The 17087-nt window shown below is 65.8% G+C and carries 16 protein-coding genes; 9 read left to right on the top strand and 7 right to left on the bottom strand.

Annotation, left to right across the window (positions count from 1 at the left end):
• The 3 genes from CFB47_RS30550 (at position 1) to CFB47_RS30540 (ending at position 3551) form a co-directional block, all read left to right on the top strand.
• Positions 1 to 186 carry a DUF1289 domain-containing protein gene (locus CFB47_RS30550; RefSeq protein WP_089463251.1) on the top strand — a complete coding sequence of 62 codons (186 nt, stop codon included), beginning with the start codon at positions 1 to 3 and terminating at the stop codon, positions 184 to 186.
• A gap of 86 nt (positions 187 to 272) precedes the next feature.
• Positions 273 to 1481 (top strand): MFS transporter, encoded by a 1209-nt coding sequence (locus CFB47_RS30545; protein ID WP_089463250.1) that lies wholly within the window; start codon positions 273 to 275, stop codon positions 1479 to 1481.
• A 255-nt stretch (positions 1482 to 1736) separates the two neighbouring features.
• The gene (locus CFB47_RS30540) at positions 1737 to 3551 is read left to right on the top strand and encodes an ExeM/NucH family extracellular endonuclease (protein ID WP_089463249.1); all 1815 of its coding nucleotides are present in this window, start codon (positions 1737 to 1739) and stop codon (positions 3549 to 3551) included.
• 247 nt (positions 3552 to 3798) lie between these two features.
• On the opposite strand, the gene CFB47_RS30535 is transcribed toward CFB47_RS30540, so the two are convergent.
• Entirely contained in the window at positions 3799 to 4029 is a 231-nt protein-coding gene (locus CFB47_RS30535) for a hypothetical protein (RefSeq protein WP_256946773.1), read from the bottom strand.
• Between the two features lie 234 nt (positions 4030 to 4263).
• Here CFB47_RS30535 and CFB47_RS30525 point away from each other — a divergent pair, with 234 nt between their 5' ends.
• Together CFB47_RS30525 and CFB47_RS30520 are read left to right on the top strand one after the other, a co-directional pair.
• Positions 4264 to 6108 carry a peptidase S10 gene (locus tag CFB47_RS30525; RefSeq protein ID WP_089463248.1) on the top strand — a complete coding sequence of 615 codons (1845 nt, stop codon included), beginning with the start codon at positions 4264 to 4266 and terminating at the stop codon, positions 6106 to 6108.
• Between the two features lie 53 nt (positions 6109 to 6161).
• On the top strand, positions 6162 to 6593 hold the full coding sequence (locus tag CFB47_RS30520; protein ID WP_069250688.1) for a 2-oxoglutarate dehydrogenase: 432 nt from the start codon (positions 6162 to 6164) through the stop codon (positions 6591 to 6593).
• 80 nt (positions 6594 to 6673) lie between these two features.
• Here the strand turns inward: CFB47_RS30520 and CFB47_RS30515 are convergent, their stop codons facing one another.
• Positions 6674 to 7678, bottom strand: a complete 1005-nt coding sequence (locus CFB47_RS30515) for a helix-turn-helix domain-containing protein (RefSeq protein WP_089457525.1) — start codon at positions 7676 to 7678, stop codon at positions 6674 to 6676.
• A 177-nt stretch (positions 7679 to 7855) separates the two neighbouring features.
• Between CFB47_RS30515 and CFB47_RS30510 the strand changes: the two genes are divergently transcribed.
• Complete coding sequence (locus CFB47_RS30510; RefSeq protein WP_089463247.1) at positions 7856 to 9103, top strand: D-arabinono-1,4-lactone oxidase; 1248 nt, start codon at positions 7856 to 7858, stop codon at positions 9101 to 9103.
• A 33-nt stretch (positions 9104 to 9136) separates the two neighbouring features.
• On the top strand, positions 9137 to 9916 hold the full coding sequence (locus tag CFB47_RS30505) for an SDR family NAD(P)-dependent oxidoreductase (RefSeq protein WP_089463246.1): 780 nt from the start codon (positions 9137 to 9139) through the stop codon (positions 9914 to 9916).
• Between the two features lie 127 nt (positions 9917 to 10043).
• Here the strand turns inward: CFB47_RS30505 and CFB47_RS30500 are convergent, their stop codons facing one another.
• Both CFB47_RS30500 and CFB47_RS30495 read right to left on the bottom strand, forming a co-directional pair.
• The gene (locus CFB47_RS30500; RefSeq protein ID WP_089463245.1) at positions 10044 to 11576 is read right to left on the bottom strand and encodes an amino acid permease; all 1533 of its coding nucleotides are present in this window, start codon (positions 11574 to 11576) and stop codon (positions 10044 to 10046) included.
• 340 nt (positions 11577 to 11916) lie between these two features.
• Positions 11917 to 12927 (bottom strand): GlxA family transcriptional regulator, encoded by a 1011-nt coding sequence (locus tag CFB47_RS30495; RefSeq protein ID WP_089463244.1) that lies wholly within the window; start codon positions 12925 to 12927, stop codon positions 11917 to 11919.
• An 88-nt stretch (positions 12928 to 13015) separates the two neighbouring features.
• Here CFB47_RS30495 and CFB47_RS30490 point away from each other — a divergent pair, with 88 nt between their 5' ends.
• On the top strand, positions 13016 to 14116 hold the full coding sequence (locus tag CFB47_RS30490; RefSeq protein WP_089463243.1) for a DJ-1/PfpI family protein: 1101 nt from the start codon (positions 13016 to 13018) through the stop codon (positions 14114 to 14116).
• Between the two features lie 16 nt (positions 14117 to 14132).
• On the opposite strand, the gene CFB47_RS30485 is transcribed toward CFB47_RS30490, so the two are convergent.
• A complete protein-coding gene (locus CFB47_RS30485) occupies positions 14133 to 15617 on the bottom strand; it encodes an aminotransferase class V-fold PLP-dependent enzyme (protein WP_089463242.1) in 1485 nt (494 codons plus the stop codon).
• Positions 15618 to 15815: 198 nt separating this feature from the next.
• On the opposite strand from CFB47_RS30485, the gene CFB47_RS30480 reads away from it, so the two are divergent.
• The gene (locus CFB47_RS30480; RefSeq protein ID WP_089463241.1) at positions 15816 to 16430 is read left to right on the top strand and encodes an NIPSNAP family protein; all 615 of its coding nucleotides are present in this window, start codon (positions 15816 to 15818) and stop codon (positions 16428 to 16430) included.
• Positions 16431 to 16449: 19 nt separating this feature from the next.
• Here the strand turns inward: CFB47_RS30480 and CFB47_RS30475 are convergent, their stop codons facing one another.
• Entirely contained in the window at positions 16450 to 16782 is a 333-nt protein-coding gene (locus CFB47_RS30475) for a TrfB-related DNA-binding protein (RefSeq protein WP_179259001.1), read from the bottom strand.
• Positions 16783 to 17040: a PAAR domain-containing protein gene (locus CFB47_RS30470; RefSeq protein WP_089463240.1), complete on the bottom strand. Its 258-nt coding sequence runs from the start codon at positions 17038 to 17040 to the stop codon at positions 16783 to 16785.
• Positions 17041 to 17087: the final 47 nt, after the last annotated feature.

Genomic DNA, 17087 nt, shown 5'->3' with positions numbered 1-17087 from the left:
GTGGCCGTGAAATCGCCGTGCGTCGAGCTGTGCGCGTTCGACGGCCGCACCGGATTCTGCACGGGCTGCCTGCGGACGCGCGACGAGGCACGCGACTGGAAGAAGCTGACCGATCACCGTCGGCACCAGATACTGAACGACCGCCATCGCCGCCAGGCGAAGATCAGGCGCGAGACGGAAAAATAGCACGGGCCGGCATGCGCGGCCGTGTCACCGGACTGCAGTAGCATCACCGGCATCCATTGTCGGGATGCCTGAACCGCGAGCGACCCATGCAGACCGAACCGTCGACCGGCGTTCTTCGCCAGATTCCGCGCAGTGTCTGGGTGCTGGGCTGCGTCAGCCTGCTGATGGACGTGTCGTCGGAAATCATCCACAGCCTGTTGCCGATGTTCCTGATGGCGGGGCTCGGCGCGAGCGCGGCCGCGATCGGCGTCATCGAGGGGATCGCCGAGGCCACGGCGCCGGTCGTCAAGGTGTTTTCCGGCACGCTGAGCGACTACCTGCGCAATCGCAAATGGCTGGCGGTCGCCGGATACGGGCTCGGCGCGCTCAGCAAGCCGCTGTTCGCGATCGCGCCGACGCTCGGCCTCGTCGTGACGGCGCGGATCGTCGACCGGATCGGCAAGGGAATCCGCGGTGCGCCGCGCGATGCGCTGGTGGCCGATGTCACCCCCGTCCACCTGCGCGGCGCCGCCTACGGGCTGCGACAGTCGCTCGACACGGTGGGCGCGTTCCTCGGGCCGTTGCTGGCCGTCGTCATCATGCTGGGGTGGCACGACGATTTCCGCCTCGCCTTCTGGCTGGCCGTGATTCCCGGCGTGCTGGCCGTGGCGTTGCTCGCGTTCGGTGTCGACGAGCCGGCGCGTGCGCCGGGCGAACCGCGTGTCAACCCGATCCGCCGCGATGTCGTCGCGCAACTCGGCGCGCGCTACTGGTGGGTCGTCGCCGTGGGCGCCGTGTTCGCGCTGGCCCGCTTCAGCGAGGCGTTCCTGGTGCTGCGCGCGATGGGCAGCGGCGTGCCCGTCGCGCTCGTGCCGCTCGTGATGGTGGCGATGAACGTCGTGTACGCGCTGTCGGCCTATCCGTTCGGCAAGCTCGCCGACACGACGAGCCACGCGAAGCTGATGGTGGCCGGGCTCGTCCTGCTGATCGCTGCCGATATCGTGCTTGCGCTTGGCGCGCATTGGGCAACCGTCCTGGTCGGTGTCGCGTTGTGGGGGCTCCATATGGGGATGACGCAGGGGTTGCTCGCGACGATGGTCGCGCAAGCCGCGCCGTCCGCATTGAGAGGCACGGCGTTCGGTGTGTTCAATCTGCTCAGCGGCGTGGTGACGCTCGTGTCGAGTGTCGTCGCGGGCATCCTGTGGGATCGGGTGGGCGCCGCGGCGACGTTCTATGCAGGGGCCGGGTTCAGCGTGGCAACCATCGTGTTGCTCGTCTGCTTGCGCGGATCGTCCGTCGCTGCACAGAATTCCTAGTCGCGATACGGCGACGAACGATCGGGTTTCTACACGAGGTAGCGCGACGCCGCGGCAGAGAGGGCACGCGGGGCAATCGTCACGGGCTCGGCGGATTTTCATCAGACGATTTCCCCGCTTTTTCAGGCGTAAACACACGCTCGACGGCGATCGCAGCGTGATAACGACAATTACATCCGCCTGTCTTTTCATTACCAAAAACTGTCATTGAGCGCCGCTAAGCTTTCGCCACCCTCACAACCGGGATTCCCCGTCATGCGCTCGACAATCCGCCTCATCACCCCGCTATTGCTGCTTCCGACGCTCGCCGCGCCGGTTTTCGCCGCCACTGCCGCGCCCGTCAGCCCGAACTGCGGCGGCAGCACGACGCCGATCGCCGAAATCCAGGGGCCGGGCGCGCCGTCGCCGCTCGCCGGCCAGAACGTGTCGATCGAAGCGGTCGTCACCGCCGATTTCGGCGGCACGGACGGCTTCGGCGGCTTCTTCGTCCAGCAGGCCGACGCGCAGCGCCGCAACCAGCCGGGCGTGTCGGAAGGGCTGTTCGTCTACGCGCCGAAGGTGCGGGCGAAAGCGGGCGACCTCGTGCACGTGACGGGCAAGGTCGAGGAGAAGTACGGCCAGACGCAGCTCACGCAGTCGGGCGCGATCGCGGTGTGCGCGAACAACCAGACCGTCACGCCCGTGACGCTCACGTTGCCGGTCGACAGCTCGAACGCGTTCGCCGCGTATGAAGGGATGTTGGTGCGCCTGCCGCAGACGCTAAACGTCACCGACAACTACGAGCTCGGCCGCTACGGCAGCGTGATGCTGAGCAACGGCCGCCTGCGCACGCCGACGAGCGTCGTGCCGCCCGCGCAGGCGCAGACGCAGATCGAGGCGAACGCACGCAACCGCCTGATCCTCGACGACGGCTCGAACAAGCAGAACCCCGCCACCGTGCCGTACCCGGCGCCGGGCCTGTCGGCCGCGAACACGCTGCGCGCGGGCTACACGGTGCGCGACGTCGAAGGCGTGCTCGAAGTGCGTTACGGCGCATGGCGCGTGCAGCCGCTGCCGGGCGCCGCCGTGCCGGCGTTCGACGCGCGGCCGAACCCGCGCACCCAGGCACCGGCGCGCGATCCGAAGTCGAACCTGCGTGTGGCGTCGTTCAACGTCCTGAACTACTTCAACGGCAACGGTCTCGGCGGCGGCTTCGACGATCCGAACAATCGCGGCGCGAAGAACTTCCAGGAATTCCAGCGCCAGGAAGCGAAGATCGTCAGCGCGCTGAAGGCGCTCGACGCCGACGTGATCGGCCTGATGGAGATCCAGAATAACGGCTACGGCGAACTGAGCGCGGTGCGCCAGCTCGCGGCGAAGCTCGGCAACAACTGGCGCGTCGTCGATCCGGGCGTGTCGCGCCTCGGCGGCGATGCGATCACGGTCGCGATGATCTACGACAGCCGCAAGGTCGAACCGGTCGGCCGCGCGGCCACGCTCGCGATCGACGACAAGAACCGCCAGCCGCTCGCGCAGTCGTTCCGGCTGATCAACGGCAACAAGCAGTCGCTGACGGTGGCGGTGAACCACCTGAAGTCGAAGAACTGCCCGGACGCCGCGAACGACGATCTCGACCAGGGCGACGGCCAGGGCTGCTGGAACCCGACGCGCACGCGCGCGGCGGCGAAGGTGGCCGACTGGCTCGCCGGCAACCCGACGGGCGTCGCCGGCCAGGGCGTGCTGCTGATCGGCGACTTCAACAGCTACACGTACGAAGACCCGATCCGCGCGCTCGAATCGCGCGGCTACCGCAACCTCGTCGCGCGCTGGATCGGCGCGAATGCGTACAGCTACGTGTACAACGGCGAAGCCGGCTACCTCGATCACGCGCTCGCGACGCTGCCGCTCGCCTCGCACGTGAAGGCCGTGCACGAATGGCACATCAACGCGGACGAGCCGCTCGCGCTGCAGTACACGCTCGCGTACAAGTCGGCCGAGCAGCAGAAGACGTTCTACTCGCCGGATGCGTATCGTTCGTCGGATCACGATCCGGTGCTGATCGATATCGCGATGCCGGGCGGCGGGAAGTAATGGCGGATTGAATGTGGATGAAGCGCGGCATGCGGCGAGGCGGCATGTCGCGCTTCTTCCCTGTTGGAAGCGCCGGCAGGAGAAAAGGGTAAATAATTCCGCTGAATTTATTGGAACTCGAGAAATCGGTATTTTATGGATGACGCGGTGCGGATAAGCGCATCGATTGAAGAATGGATGAAGTGACTTGAATCATTGAATGGCGGCCCGCGTATGCCGTCACGCTTAATTAAGCGATTCCCGATAATTAAAATGAAAGAATAATTCCGGTGATCTGAAGGATTTCGTGTCGCAACATCATTGCCAGTAAAGGATTGCTGGTTGTTCGATAAAAGCGGCGGATTCTGCGGATTATTGTCGACAGCGCGCGCAATGCATGAATAATCCCGTTTTCTTTCAATTGCCAGACACTGTCCGCCGTTAGCATCATTGCGGGTTTTTTAATATCCGAATGATCTTTGACAACGCGGCGCAGCACCGCCTATTTTTGTGTTGTCGTAAATTTGGGTCATATAAAAGTTGTCCAGACTGCAGGGGGCGTCCGAGCACCATTCTCGCCAGCAGTTTGCTGTGTCTGTATCAAGTTCAGTCTCTTGGAAGTCCAATCCCCAACCGCCGACTGCCGACCGTGCAACGCGAGTGGCGGGTTCGCCTGCGCGTTCCGCAGGCGTTGGCGGCCTGTGTGAAACGGTATCCGAATCAAAGGACAGAGATGAAACCAGACAGGAGCTGTACCGGCAGCCGCCGTGGCCGTCACGGCCGGTTGGCCGGGCTAGGTGCATTGACCGTCATGACACTGGCGCTCGCGGCATGCGGCGGCGACGATTCGTCGTCCGTCGGTGCGTCGAGCCTCGCGCAGGCCACCGCCAGCCAGCAGGCCAGCGCGCAACAGGCGGCCGCGCAGACACCGGCCAACCAGCCGTACGTCGACCCGGTCGCGTATTCGATGAATGCGACCGACGGCCTCGCGCCCGGGCAGGTGTCCGAGAAAACCGCCGTCATGCATTACCAGTGGAAAAACGGCGGCACGACCGTCAACTACACGACGACCACCGGCCACCTGACCGCGCAGGACGCGAACGGCAATGCGGAAGCGTCGATGTCGTATGTCGCGTACACCGCGCCGAGCACGAACGGCAAGCCGCGCCCCGTCACGTTCGTCTATAACGGCGGCCCCGGCTCGTCGTCGATCTGGCTGCGGCTCGGCTCGTTCGCGCCGACCCGCGTGGCCACGCCCGATCCGCTGTTCGGCAGCAACTGGCCGAACTATCCGCTCGTCGACAACGCCGAAAGCCTGATCGACACCACCGACCTCGTGTTCATCGACCCGCCCGGCACCGGGCTGTCGGAAGCCGTGCTGCCGAACACCAACCAGAAGTACTGGGGTTCCGATGCGGACGTGAACATCATGCGCGACTTCATCCAGCGCTACCTGAACGTCAACAGCCGCGGCACGTCGCCGATCTACCTGTACGGCGAATCGTACGGCACGCCGCGTACCGACATGCTCGCGCTGGCGCTCGAATCGGCCGGCGTGCACCTGACGGGCATCGTGCTGCAGTCGGCGATCCTGAACTACTTCGCGGATGCGGTGGAAGCCGTCGCGATCACGCAGTCGACGGAGGGGCTGCTGCTCGAAACCGATACCGTGGCCGGCTACCTGCCGGGTTATGCGGCGGTCGCGGCGTACTTCAACCAGGTGTCGCCGGCACCGGTGAACCCCGATCTGTACGCATTCCAGACGGAACTGTTCACGACGCTGATCTACAACCAGCTGCAGAAGTATTCGCAGTCGTGGGTGTTGAGCCAGCTCGGCATTCCGGATGCACTCGGCACGCCGGTGTTCCCGAGCGATGCGACGCTCAGGCTGTGGTCGATCCCGTCGAGCCTCACGCAACAGGCGCTGCGCGGCTACTTCAACGCGAATCCGTTCGGCACGAGCCTCTTGCCCGGGACGACGATCGGCCGGTATGACGGACGCGTATCGTTGCCGAATTCCGATCCGCGGCTGCAGAACGACGGCGACCCGTCCGACATCCTGATTTCGCAGCCGTTCACGAACGCGCTCGCGACGCAGATGCCGGATTATCTCGGCTACACCGCACCGAACGCGACGTACCTGCCGCTGAACGACAACATCATCGGCGTCTGGGACTTCACGCACGACGGCCAGCCGATGCCCGACACGATCCCCGATCTGCTCGGTGCGCTGCAGCTCAACCCGAAGCTTCGCGTGCTCGCGGAGAATGGCTTCCACGATCTCGCGACGCCGTTCTTCAACACCGAGAAGCAACTCGCGCGGCTGCAGACGGTGAAGGGCTTCAATCCGAAGCTGCAGGTGAACTTCTTCCAGGGCGGCCACATGATCTACCTGGACGACGTCGCCCGTCCGCAGATGAAGCGGGACCTGAAGACGTTCTACAAGGGCGCGCGGATTCCGACGGCGCTGACGCTGCACACGCTGCCGCCGCCGTGGCCGGATGAAAACCCGCCGAGCGTGCCGACCGGCAGCGTCCCGGGCGCGACCGCCGGGACGACGCTGGCGGCGGCCCCGTGAGCGGCCCCGAGCGACGGACTCCTTGTCAAAGGAACCCTCTATTCATCCATTGAATGCGAGTGATCATGTCCCTAATCAAATTGATGCGGCGTATGTCTCCGTTGATCGTCCTCGGTGCCGTGATGAGCAGTGCCTACGCGTTGCCGCCGCAGGCGGTGGCGCCGGTGAAGCTGCCGCACGGCGGGCGCGGTGTCGACGGTCCGTTCTTTCCCGCCACGAAGGCGGCGCCGGTGTTGCCGTCGACCGGCGCGACGCTGCAGCAGCAGGCGCAGCAGCGTGTCGATGCGCGGCTCGGCGCCAATACGGTGCTGAGCAACGGCGCGGCCGTGACGAAGGCGCAGGCGCAGAGCAGCGGTCTCGGCTTCGTGTCGAAGCACTTCGACGAGATCGATGCGAAGCACACCGGCCGCGTGACGATGAGCGATGTGCGGCAGTTCATCCAGCAGCGGCAGGTGCAGGCGCAGCAGGAACAGCAGGACGAGTGACGTAGCAGGCAGGGCCGCGGCCGGTGCGGAAGCCTTCGCACCGGCCGCCGGAAGATGAACGACAGCGTGAACGACAGGCGCTAGAGCGCCTGGCGCGCGTAGCGCTTCGCGGTGGCCGACGGCAGTTCGCCGAACATCGCGCGGTAGTCCTGCGCAAAACTGCTCAGGTGCCAGAAGCCCCACTTGGTGGCCGCGGTCGTCACGGAGTCGCCGAGCCGAAGCTCGCGGCGCACGTGGTTCAGCCGCACGGCCCGCAGGTACGCGATCGGGTTCAGGTTCAACGTGTCCTGGAACGCGTATTGCGCGGTGCGCCGGCTGACGCCGAGTTCCACGCACAGCTCGGCGATCGACAGCGGGCACGTCGATGCATCCTGCAGCCGCTCCCGCACCGCATTGACCAGCGACCAGTACTTCGTCGGGCGCACGAGCTGTGCGCCGGCCTCCGGCGTCGCGGCCGTCATCACTTCCGAGATCGCGTAGAGCACGGTGCGTTCGAGCAGTTCGATCCTGTCCTGCGTCGTCACGTCGTCGATGCGGGTGGTTTTTACGGCGGCGGCAAGTGTCTGGCGCAGCAGGTCGCGCAGATGATCGGCCACACCGGTCGCCATCGGGATCACCGGCGCATGGGTTTGAGCGCGCAGCGACGCGGCCACCGTGCGCAGCGCCTGCGTCGACAGTTTCTCCGGTTCGATTTCGACGTTCACGAGCAGATGGCGGTCGGGCGAATAGAACTCGAAGGCCGGCTGGCTCGAGAACACGTGCAGGCTGTCGCGCCCGCTCTTCTCGCCGCACAGGCGCGCATGCCCTTCCAGTTCCAGCGGCACGGCCACGGCGATCCGCTCCGTCGGCACCGCGCCTTGCTGCAGGATGACCTTGTCGAGATCCTCGACCAGCAACTTGATGCCGCCCAGCGACACGATCGACGACGAGCCGTGAAACCGCCCGCCGGAGATCTGCGTGTAGTTCATGTTCCAGCCGTCGAACGCGCGCGCCTGTTCCTCCACGTCGGTGAACGCGCAGAACGCGACCGTTCGCGCGAACAGCGGGTCGCCGGAGAAATCGCTCGGGTGGGCAGGCGGCGTCATCGAGGGCGGAGGGCGGGAACGGGCGGGCCGGATCGATTCATTGTAGCCGCTCGTCGCGTCGGTCAAAAAGCGCCGGACTGGCATCGCCTCGTCAAAACCCTGACTTGCCGAAATCCGATAGTGGAAAACCTTTCGGCACCCTATCTTTGGCAGCAATAGAACGCTGGAGAGACGGTGATGGAACTTCCCCGTGGCGGATTCTGGAGAAACTGGGTCGGCAATCAGTCGTGCGTGGCCGCGCATCTGGCCGCGCCCACCAGCGAGGCCGAGATCGCGGCGCTGGTGCATGCCGCGACGCGGCAAGGCAAGCACGTGCGGTGCGCGGGGTCGGGGCACTCGTTCACGCCCGTGGTGGCCACCAGCGGGCTGCTGCTGTCGCTGCAGGACTACCAGGGCATCGTGGAGGTCGACGAAGCGCGCAAGCGCGTGACCGTGAAGGCCGGCACCAAAATCAATGCGGTGACGCGGCACCTGAAGGCACTCGGCCTGTCGCTCGTCAACCAGGGCGACATCGATTCGCAGGCGATTGCCGGGGCGCTGGCCACCGGTACGCACGGCACCGGGACGACGCTCGGCAACCTGTCGTCGCAGGTCGTCGGGATGCGCATCGTGCGCCCGGACGGCTCGATCATGAAGGTGAGCGACCGGCAGGATCTCGACCTGCTGCATGCGACGCAGGTGAACATCGGCATGTTCGGCGTGGTGTCGGAGATCACGCTGCAGGTGACCGATGCGTTCTGGCTGCACGACCGCGTGTGGCGCGAGGACTTCGACGCGCTGATGGAGCAGTACGACGACCTGGCCGCGAAGCACCGGCATTTCGGTTTCTTCTGGTGCCCGACGTCGGCTAGCCGCGATCTCTACTGCCTGCCCGACACCACGAAGGTGTCGAACTCGAAGAAGGACTACGACGTGTGCGAGATCAAGGTGATGGATATCACCGACGCGCGCACGTTCCATGAAGGCGAGCACGAGAAGATCGCCTACAGCTCGGAGGTGTATGCGATCCACTACGTGCCGAACTTCCACGAGCTCGAGTACGCAGTGCCCGCGCAACACGGCAAGGAAGCGCTGCGCCGCGTGCGCGAGCTGATCCTCACGAAACATCGCGACTGCATTTTCCCGGTCGAGTACCGCTTCACGAAGGGCGACCCGGCGTGGATCAGCCCGTTCAACCACCAGGACAGCGTCACGATTTCATGCTCGGGCGGCCCGAACGGCGTCGACTACTGGCCGTTCCTGAAGGACGTCGACGCGATCCTGCGCGACTACGGCTCGCGGCCGCACTGGGGCAAGCTGCATTTCACGAACCGCGAGGACGTCGATCGCTGGTTCCCCAAGGCCGAAGCGTTCCGCGCGCTGCGCCGCAGCGTGGACCCCGAAGGCTATTTCCTCAACGATCACCTGCGGACGCTGTTCAGTTGAGCAGACCGAACGAACCAGAATGGAGCACGCAACATGAATGTCAAGATTGACGGCCGCCTGGCCGGCAAGGTCGCGATCGTGAGCGGCGGCGCCGGCGGCTGCGGCGGCGCGGCGTCCGAACTGTTTGCCGCCCAGGGCGCGAAGGTCGCGATCATCGACCGCGACGGCGCCGCCGCCGAAACGCTCGCGTCAAAGCTGCGCGACGCGGGCCTGCAGGCGATCGGCCTCGGCGCCGATGTGTCGAAGCAGGCGGAAGTCAAGCAGGCCGTGAGCGCCGCACGGGAGCAGTACGGCAACGCGGACATCCTGTTCAATCACGCCGGCACGCTGATCGTCAAACCGTTCCTCGACATCGAGGAGTCGGAGTGGGACTGGCTGATGGGCGTGAACGTGAAAAGCATGTTCCTGATGACGCAAGCGGTGCTGCCGCAGATGCTGGAGAAGGGGCGGGGCAGCATCGTCTGTACGTCATCGATTTCCGCGGTGTGCGCGACGCCGGGCGAGGTGCTGTATGACGCGACCAAGGGCGCGTGCCACATGTTCGCGCGGGCGATTGCGGTCGAGTATCGCGACCGCGGCATTCGCTGCAACGCGCTCGCACCGGGGTTCATTCGCACGCCGCACGGGATGCGCGAACTGAAGGACCTGCAGGCGATGGGCGTCGACGCGACCGAGGCGGCGATCGCGGTTCAGCAAGGCCGCCTGTGCGAGCCGTCGGAAGTCGCGGCCGCCGCGCTGTTCCTCGCGTCCGACGAGTCGAGTTTCGTCAACGGCACGCACCTGTTCGTCGACAACTGTTTCTCCGCCGTCTGATCGCGGATGCCCGCAAGATTCAACCGCTGCGAGGCGGTTGAATTTCGTCGTTGCGCGTAGAGATAAAAAACCGACTCGCGGCACGAAGCCGGCGAGTCGGTTTTTTTCAACCTGCGTCGAAGCCGCTTCAGACAGACGGATCGACGTTCGCTTCGAGTTCGCGGATGCGGTCGAGATTGCGCGTGTCCTTCAGCACCGGCGGCCCCGCGAACGTGTTTCGCACGCCGAAGCCATACCAGATCACCATCAGCACGACGACGAAACCGACGAGCACGTACAGCACCTTCTCGTTCGGCGGCTGGATGCCGACATAAGCGAGCACGCAGGCGCCGACCAACGCGAGCAGCGCACACGGCTTCGACCAGATCCCCAGTTGAAACGGACCCTTGTCGGTCCACGAGCGGCCTTCGGCCAGCATCCCGGAGCCGATCGGCATCGCATACGAGATGAACAGGAACACCGCGCTGCCGGCGCTCAGCACCGAGAACGCGTCGCCGTACAGCGTGACGACGATCGCGAGCACCGCGCACGTCCAGATCGCGGGGCCGGGCGTGCGGTGCGTCGGGCTCACGCTGCGCAGCAGCTTCGACGCCGGCAACCCGCCATCGCGCGCGAACGCGTACACCATCCGCGACGTCGACATGATCGCCGCGAGCCCGCACACGTAGTTGATGAAGAACATCGCGAGTTCGAGGGTGACGCGCAGCGTCTTCGGAATCGGCGCGAGAATCGCCTCGAAAAAGCCGGTGCCCTGCTTCATGCTGGCGGTCAGGTCGGGCATCACCAGCACGAACGCGCACACCATCACGTAGCCGAACACCGCGGACCAGAACACCGACCCGATGATGCCGCGCGGCACGTTTTTGGCAGCGTCGTGCGTCTCTTCCGACGTGTGCGCGGAAGCGTCGAAGCCGGTGATCGTGTAGGTCACGAGCAGCAGGCCGGACAGGAACGCGAGCGGCGTGGCCTGCTTCGGCCATGCGCCGCCATCGACGCCGGTGAAATTGGTGAACGTCACGAGGCGATGCGCATCGAACGCGACCGGCGAGTAGACGAGCAGCGACACCACCAGCGCGATCGTCACCACGAAGATGAGGTAGCCCGACAGGTCGGTGATCTTGCTCGCGATCCTGATGCCGCGCGCATTCAGGATCGCCTGCGAGATCGTGATGAACGCGATGAACGCCGTCTGGTGCCACCAGGTCAGGCTGTCCGGGCTGACGCCGAACATCGGCGCGATCAGCGTCTTGAAGAACGGATCGTAGGTGCCGAAGTTGATCGCGGCGATCACGAAGATCAGGCCGAGCAGGTTGAGCCACGCCGTCATCCACCCCCATTTCTTCCCGCCGAGGATCGCGCCCCAGTGGTAGAGGCCGCCGGCCGTCGGAAACGCGGACGCAATCTGCGACATCGACACCGCGACGATCAGTGCGAACAGCGAGCCCAACGGCCAGCCGAGGCCGATCGACGCGCCGCCCGTCGCGGAAAACGCGAGCTGAAACGCGGTAATGCCGCCCGACAGGATGCAGATCACGGAGAACGACACCGCGAAGTTCGAGAAACCGCTCATACGTCTCGACAGTTCCTGCGCATAGCCCATCTTGTGCAGCAGGCTTACGTCACTGTCGGTGCCTGAATCAGGCAGGCGTTTTGCATCCATGGTCGCTCCGTCACGAATGTCCTGCTTGGCAGGACCGTCATCGCCGCCCGGGCCAGGCAAGCTGGCCCGCTCCTGGGATTCGTCGGCGGCTCGCGATGCCGTGTGGAGCGGCCATCGTTTGCCAGTCCGATGCGTGAACGGTATGAAATCAAATTTCCCGGCTCTATCAGATTTCGGCAATGGAGTGAAAATCCCGAGGGATGCACCGGAACAGGGCGTGTCGGCCTGTTTCGTCGCCGGGAGGAATGGGAGCGTGACGGATGCGCGCCGGCGGCGATGGGCGGTCGCCGCATCGCCGCCACGCCAGTGGCCCCGGACGCACGCCGGAGCCGGCGACGGCCTATTCCGCTTGCGGCTTGCCGTGTCGCGGTCCGAAGCGCGCGCGATAGTCGCGTGGCGATACGCCGACCTGCTTCGCGAACGCGCGCTGCAACGCGTCGACGCTGCCGAATCCCGACCGCTCGGCGATGCGTTCGAGCGGCCAGTCGGCTCGCTCCAGTAACGCCTTCGCGCGCTCGACGCGTGCGGCCAGCACGAACTGCGCGGGCGATCGTCCGGTCTCCTTGAGAAAATTGCGCGCAAACGTGCGCTCGCTCATGTGCATCCGCGCGGCCAGCGCGGCGACGCCGAGATCGCCGGCCGGATCGTCGGCGATCTCGGCGAGCAGCGCGCGCATGCGCGGCGTCGCGTTGGCCAGCGAGCCGAGCCCGACGCTGAACTGCGCCTGGCCGCCGGGCCGGTGCATGAACAGCACGAGTTCGCGTGCGACCGCGAGCGCGGTCTGCGCGCCGCAATCCGCCTCGACGAGTGCGAGACACAGATCGATGCCGGCCGTCACGCCGGCCGACGTATGGAAGGGGGGATCGCTGACGTAGATGGCGTCCGGTTCGATCCGCGCGTCGGGACGCAGCGCCTGCAACATCGCGCACTGGTTCCAGTGCGTGGTTGCGCGCCGGCCGTCCAGCCATCCGCCCGCCGCCAGCACGAACGCGCCCGTGCAGATGCTCGCGATGCGCCGCGTGCCGGCGATTCGCGTGCGCAACCACGGCAGCACGCCGGTTTCCGACGCGGCGTGGCGCAGCGCCGCTTCATCGCCGCCGGCGACGATGAGCGTGTCGATCCGCTCGGGCAGCGCCGCGAGCGCGGCCGTGCCGGCGAGGCGCAGGCCCGCGTGCGTGACGATGTCGCCGCCGTGTTGCGACGCGAGCGTGAGCCGGTACGGCGCGGCATGGTCGGGAAGGTGACGGTTCGCGACCGCGAACACTTCCATCGGGCCCGTGATGTCGAGCGACTGGACGCCTTCGAAGCCGACGACGACGATGTCGCGTGCCGAACAGGTTGACTGGGACATGGCGGAAAGTGCGGTGGAGTTGTCCTTGTGACCGCGTGCATGATCCTTGTAATTTTCCGGACATGCAATCGACGGATCCGGGTGAACGATGCGGGGACGGAAGACAGGCGGGGCGGTGCTGCTGGTGTGCGCGATGCTGGGCGCATGGGCCGCGGCGTGGCATGTGCCGGTGAAGGCGGAGGACGCACGGCCGGTCGCCCAGGCGCTGACGATCGGCGCGCCGAAGGCGGCACGCACGCGGCCGCTCGTGGCGATCGTCGCGGGCAACGCCGGAACGGAGACGACCGATTTCATCGTGCCGTACGCGATGCTGAAGGCATCCGATGCGGTCGATGTCGTCGCCGTATCGGCCGACGAAGGCGAAGTCGAACTGATGCCCGCGCTGCGCATGCTGGCCGATACGACGTTCGACCGGTTCGATGCCGCGACGCCGGCGGGGGCCGACGTGGTGATCGTGCCCGCGCTGCATCGCGCGGACAGCCCGGCCGTACTGGCATGGTTACGCAAGCAGGCCGCCGCCGGCGCGACGATGGTGGCGATCTGCGAGGGTGCGGCAGTCCTCGCGAACGCCGGCCTGCTGCGGCATCGCACGGCGACGTCCCACTGGTATGCGCGCGACGGCCTGCGCCGGCGCTTTGCCGATACGACGTGGGTCGACGATCGCCGCTATGTGATGGACGGCAACGTCATGACGACGACCGGCGTGTCGGCCTCGATTCCCGCTTCGCTCGCGTTGCTGAATGCGCTGGCCGGGCCGGCAGCGGCGCGCGAGACTGCTCGACGCGTCGGCGTGCACGCGTGGAGCGACGTTCACGACGGTAGCCGGTTTGCGTTGACTGCGCGTGCGGTGGCGGTCGCGCTGACGAACCGTGTCGCGTTCTGGCGGCACGAGACGTTCGATCTTCCGGTCGAAACCGGGTTCGACGAGCTTCCGGTTGCGTTGACCGCCGACGCGTGGGCGCGGACCTGGCGCAGTGACGTCGTCGCGACGGCAAATGCGCGCGAGATCGTGTCGAAGCACGGGCTGCGGCTGCTGACGCAGCCGGCCGGTGTCGGGCATGCGCCCATCGTCATGCCGGAAGGTCTGCGCGGCGATGCGGTGCTGCCCGGTGTGCTCGAGGAGATCGCGTCACGCTACGGTGGCGCGACGTCCGATTGGGTGGCGTTGCTGCTGGAGTATCCGCGTTAGCGGTGCGGTGCCGGGTTCAGGCCGCGGCCGTGCGTCGGGCGGACAAGCGATTCCACAGCATGCCGGAGCGGCTGCCGCTGCGGCAGTACGCAAGCACCGGCTTCTGCAGCGTGTCGATCAGCTCACCGAATGCGTCGATTTCCGCATCGCCGATGCCGTCGCGCTCGACCGGCAGGTAGCGCGCTTCGAGGCCCAGTTCGCGGGCCGCTGCGGCGATTTCGTCGAATGCGGGATGGGCATCGCCTTCGCCGTCCGGCCGGTTGCAGATGACCGAGCGGAAGCCGGCATTGCGGATCGCCTTCAGGTCGGCCGGCGTGATCTGCCGCGACGCGGAGAACCCGTTGGCCGCCGTCGCGCGGCACTGCTCGATTGCCTGGCGGAAACAGGCGATCGCGAAGTCGACATCCTGCTCCGTCGTGAAGCGGCCGAAGCTTACGCGCACGGTGCGGCCGGCCGTTTCCGCATCGAGGCCGATCGCGGTCAGCACGTGGGACGGTGCGCCGCTGGTCGAGTTGCATGCGGACGTCGACGACACCGCGAGCGCTTCGCCGAGCATGAACGGGAAGAAGCCCGGCGCATTCACCGTCAGGCTCAGCGTGTGCGGGATGCGGCGCGCGGCGGCCGCGTTCTGCGTGACGTCGCCGAGGGCGACCAGCGCGTCCGTCAGGCGCGCGCCGAGCGCCGCGATGCGAGCGGCTTCGCCGTCGAGCTTCTCGGCGGCCAGTTCGCATGCCACGCCCATGCCGACGATCTGATGCGTCGCGAGCGTACCCGAACGCAAGCCGCGCTCATGCCCGCCGCCATGAATCTGCGGAGCGATTCGGTCCGCGATATCGCGGCGCACGAACAGCGCGCCGATCCCCTTCGGGCCGTACACCTTGTGCGCGGACATCGACAGCATGTCGATGCCGAGCGCGCGCACGTCGATCGGCGTCTTGCCGAGCGCCTGCGCGGCGTCGACGTGGAGCAGCGCGCCCGCGTCATGCACGATGCGCGAGATTGCGCCAATATCGGTCAGCGTGCCGAGTTCGTTGTTCACGAGCATCAGCGACACGAGGCCCGTATCGGGGCCGATGGCGGCCGCGACCGCATCGGCGGTGATCTCGCCGTCGCGGGTGGGCGCGAGGAACGTGACCGACGCGCCGTGCTTCGACAGGTTCGCCATCGTGTCGAGAATGGCCTTGTGCTCGATGCGGCTCGTGATCAGGTGGCGCTTGCCGGTCGCGTTTTCCGCATAGCCCTTCAGCGCGAGGTTGTTCGATTCGGTGGCGCCCGACGTCCAGACGATCTCGTCGGCGTCCGCGCCGATCAGCGCGGCGACTTGCGCGCGGGCCTGCTCGACCTTGTCTTTCGCGCGCAGGCCGGCGGCATGCGAGCTCGATGCCGGGTTGCCGAAGATGCCGTCGAAGCCGAGGCAGGCCGTCATCGCTTCGATCACGCGCGGATCAGCGGGCGTCGTGGCAGCGTAGTCGAGGTAGTGCAGCGTGGTGGTGTCGCTCATGTCCTTCTCATGCTCGTTTCTTTCGGAATGGAAGAAATGATACGGGGGACAGAAGGGAAAAAGGATCCAAAGTTGGCTGGCGATTCAGCTTGATATGGAATAACGTTTTATAGGAATGTGGATTGGGGGAATTTATTTTCTTGTGGCGAGCGGGTGCGATGTGCGTGTCCGCAGCCCATTTTGCGAGGGATTGTCGAGATGCAGTATGAACTGACCACGTTGTCGTGTTTGCTGCTGGAGCAGGATGCCGTTTCCGCCGGTGCGCATCGATGGGTATCGGCTCCGGGAGCCGCGGGGCGTCTCCTTGGCGCATGGCGTTCGGAAATCGGTGAGCTGGGGCAGATCGTCGTGTTGCGAGGTTTCGACGAAATCGACGAACTGCAGCAGGAGCGCCGTCGTGCGTTGATGAGCGGCGGGCCGTTCAATATCGACGGTGACCACGTGGGTCTCAGCATGGAAACCTACGAACTGTTTCCGTTCCTGCCTGCGATCGAGCCGTCGACGCTCGGCAGGTTCTACGAATTTCGCCGCTATTGGCTCAAACCGGCCGGGATCGCGCCGACGATCGCCGCGTGGGAGCAGGCCATCGGCCCCGCGCAAGCCTATACGTCGCATCTCGTCGCGAACATGTACGCGATCGACGGCCCGCCTCGCATCGCCCATATCTGGGGGTTCTCGAGCCTGGAGGAGCGCATGGCATTGCGCGCGCGCCACTATGCCGAAGGGCTTTGGCCGCCCAAGGGCGGACCGCAGCAGATCGAGCGGGCCACGTCGACGATTTGCCTGCCGGAGGCGTGGTCTCCGCTGGGTTGAGTCTTCGGTGAATTGCCGATCAGGTCGCTGTATCTTGTTCGTTCTGCATCGCCAATCGATAGGCATCCCGCACCCATGCCTGGAGTGCGGGTTCATATCTGGCCGGGATCGTGATCGTGAGGGTGGTGAGGCGCGTGCAGTTTCCCGGTAGCTCCAGATACCGCTGCCACACCTTTCGTACGAGCTGCGACATCGCGGAACACGTCATGCCGACTTCCGCCGCCACCGCCCGCTGTGATCGGCCCTTGACGAAAATCTCATGGAGAGCCCACTGGTTCAAGGGCTTGATTCGTGTATTTTGCACGCGCAACAGGCGGAACTGTTCGGCAGTCATGCGTCGGGTCTTTTGCATTCAAACTCGCCCGGAAGTGTGAAGTGAAGAAATCAAGGTCGCGCCGCATGAAGTCTTGTGACCATCGAAGGCAGCGTCTCGACCTTCGACCTTGAAGGCCGTGTCGCCTTCGGCAATCGTGCAAGCGCCATGAATCGGACACGAGCATGGGTCGCCGATGCGGGCGACCGCGCGCCCCATCACCGTGCTTTTTCGGGCGCCGGATTCGACCCGGCCGCCGTGGGTGTGCGTATCTTCTACCCGGATAATTCCCCGCATGGGATTCCGTCCTCCAAAGGGTTTGAGGTCTGACGCGGCGATCACGC

The sequence above is a fragment of the Burkholderia sp. AU27893 genome (assembly GCF_002223205.1).
GTDB lineage: Bacteria > Pseudomonadota > Gammaproteobacteria > Burkholderiales > Burkholderiaceae > Burkholderia.
Note: the sequence above shows the minus strand (reverse complement) of the source record. Positions and strands in the feature narration are given on the sequence as shown.

Coding starts and splice junctions, on each gene's coding strand:
- CFB47_RS30520 (WP_069250688.1), top strand. CDS start 6,162: ATGCGAGTGATCATGTCCCTAATCAAATTGATGCGGCGTATGTCTCCG.
- CFB47_RS30490 (WP_089463243.1), top strand. CDS start 13,016: ATGCGGGGACGGAAGACAGGCGGGGCGGTGCTGCTGGTGTGCGCGATG.
- CFB47_RS30480 (WP_089463241.1), top strand. CDS start 15,816: ATGCAGTATGAACTGACCACGTTGTCGTGTTTGCTGCTGGAGCAGGAT.
- CFB47_RS30505 (WP_089463246.1), top strand. CDS start 9,137: ATGAATGTCAAGATTGACGGCCGCCTGGCCGGCAAGGTCGCGATCGTG.
- CFB47_RS30475 (WP_179259001.1), bottom strand. CDS start 16,782: ATGCAAAAGACCCGACGCATGACTGCCGAACAGTTCCGCCTGTTGCGC.
- CFB47_RS30485 (WP_089463242.1), bottom strand. CDS start 15,617: ATGAGCGACACCACCACGCTGCACTACCTCGACTACGCTGCCACGACG.
- CFB47_RS30525 (WP_089463248.1), top strand. CDS start 4,264: ATGAAACCAGACAGGAGCTGTACCGGCAGCCGCCGTGGCCGTCACGGC.
- CFB47_RS30500 (WP_089463245.1), bottom strand. CDS start 11,576: ATGGATGCAAAACGCCTGCCTGATTCAGGCACCGACAGTGACGTAAGC.
- CFB47_RS30540 (WP_089463249.1), top strand. CDS start 1,737: ATGCGCTCGACAATCCGCCTCATCACCCCGCTATTGCTGCTTCCGACG.
- CFB47_RS30545 (WP_089463250.1), top strand. CDS start 273: ATGCAGACCGAACCGTCGACCGGCGTTCTTCGCCAGATTCCGCGCAGT.
- CFB47_RS30510 (WP_089463247.1), top strand. CDS start 7,856: ATGGAACTTCCCCGTGGCGGATTCTGGAGAAACTGGGTCGGCAATCAG.
- CFB47_RS30515 (WP_089457525.1), bottom strand. CDS start 7,678: ATGACGCCGCCTGCCCACCCGAGCGATTTCTCCGGCGACCCGCTGTTC.
- CFB47_RS30495 (WP_089463244.1), bottom strand. CDS start 12,927: ATGTCCCAGTCAACCTGTTCGGCACGCGACATCGTCGTCGTCGGCTTC.
- CFB47_RS30470 (WP_089463240.1), bottom strand. CDS start 17,040: ATGCGGGGAATTATCCGGGTAGAAGATACGCACACCCACGGCGGCCGG.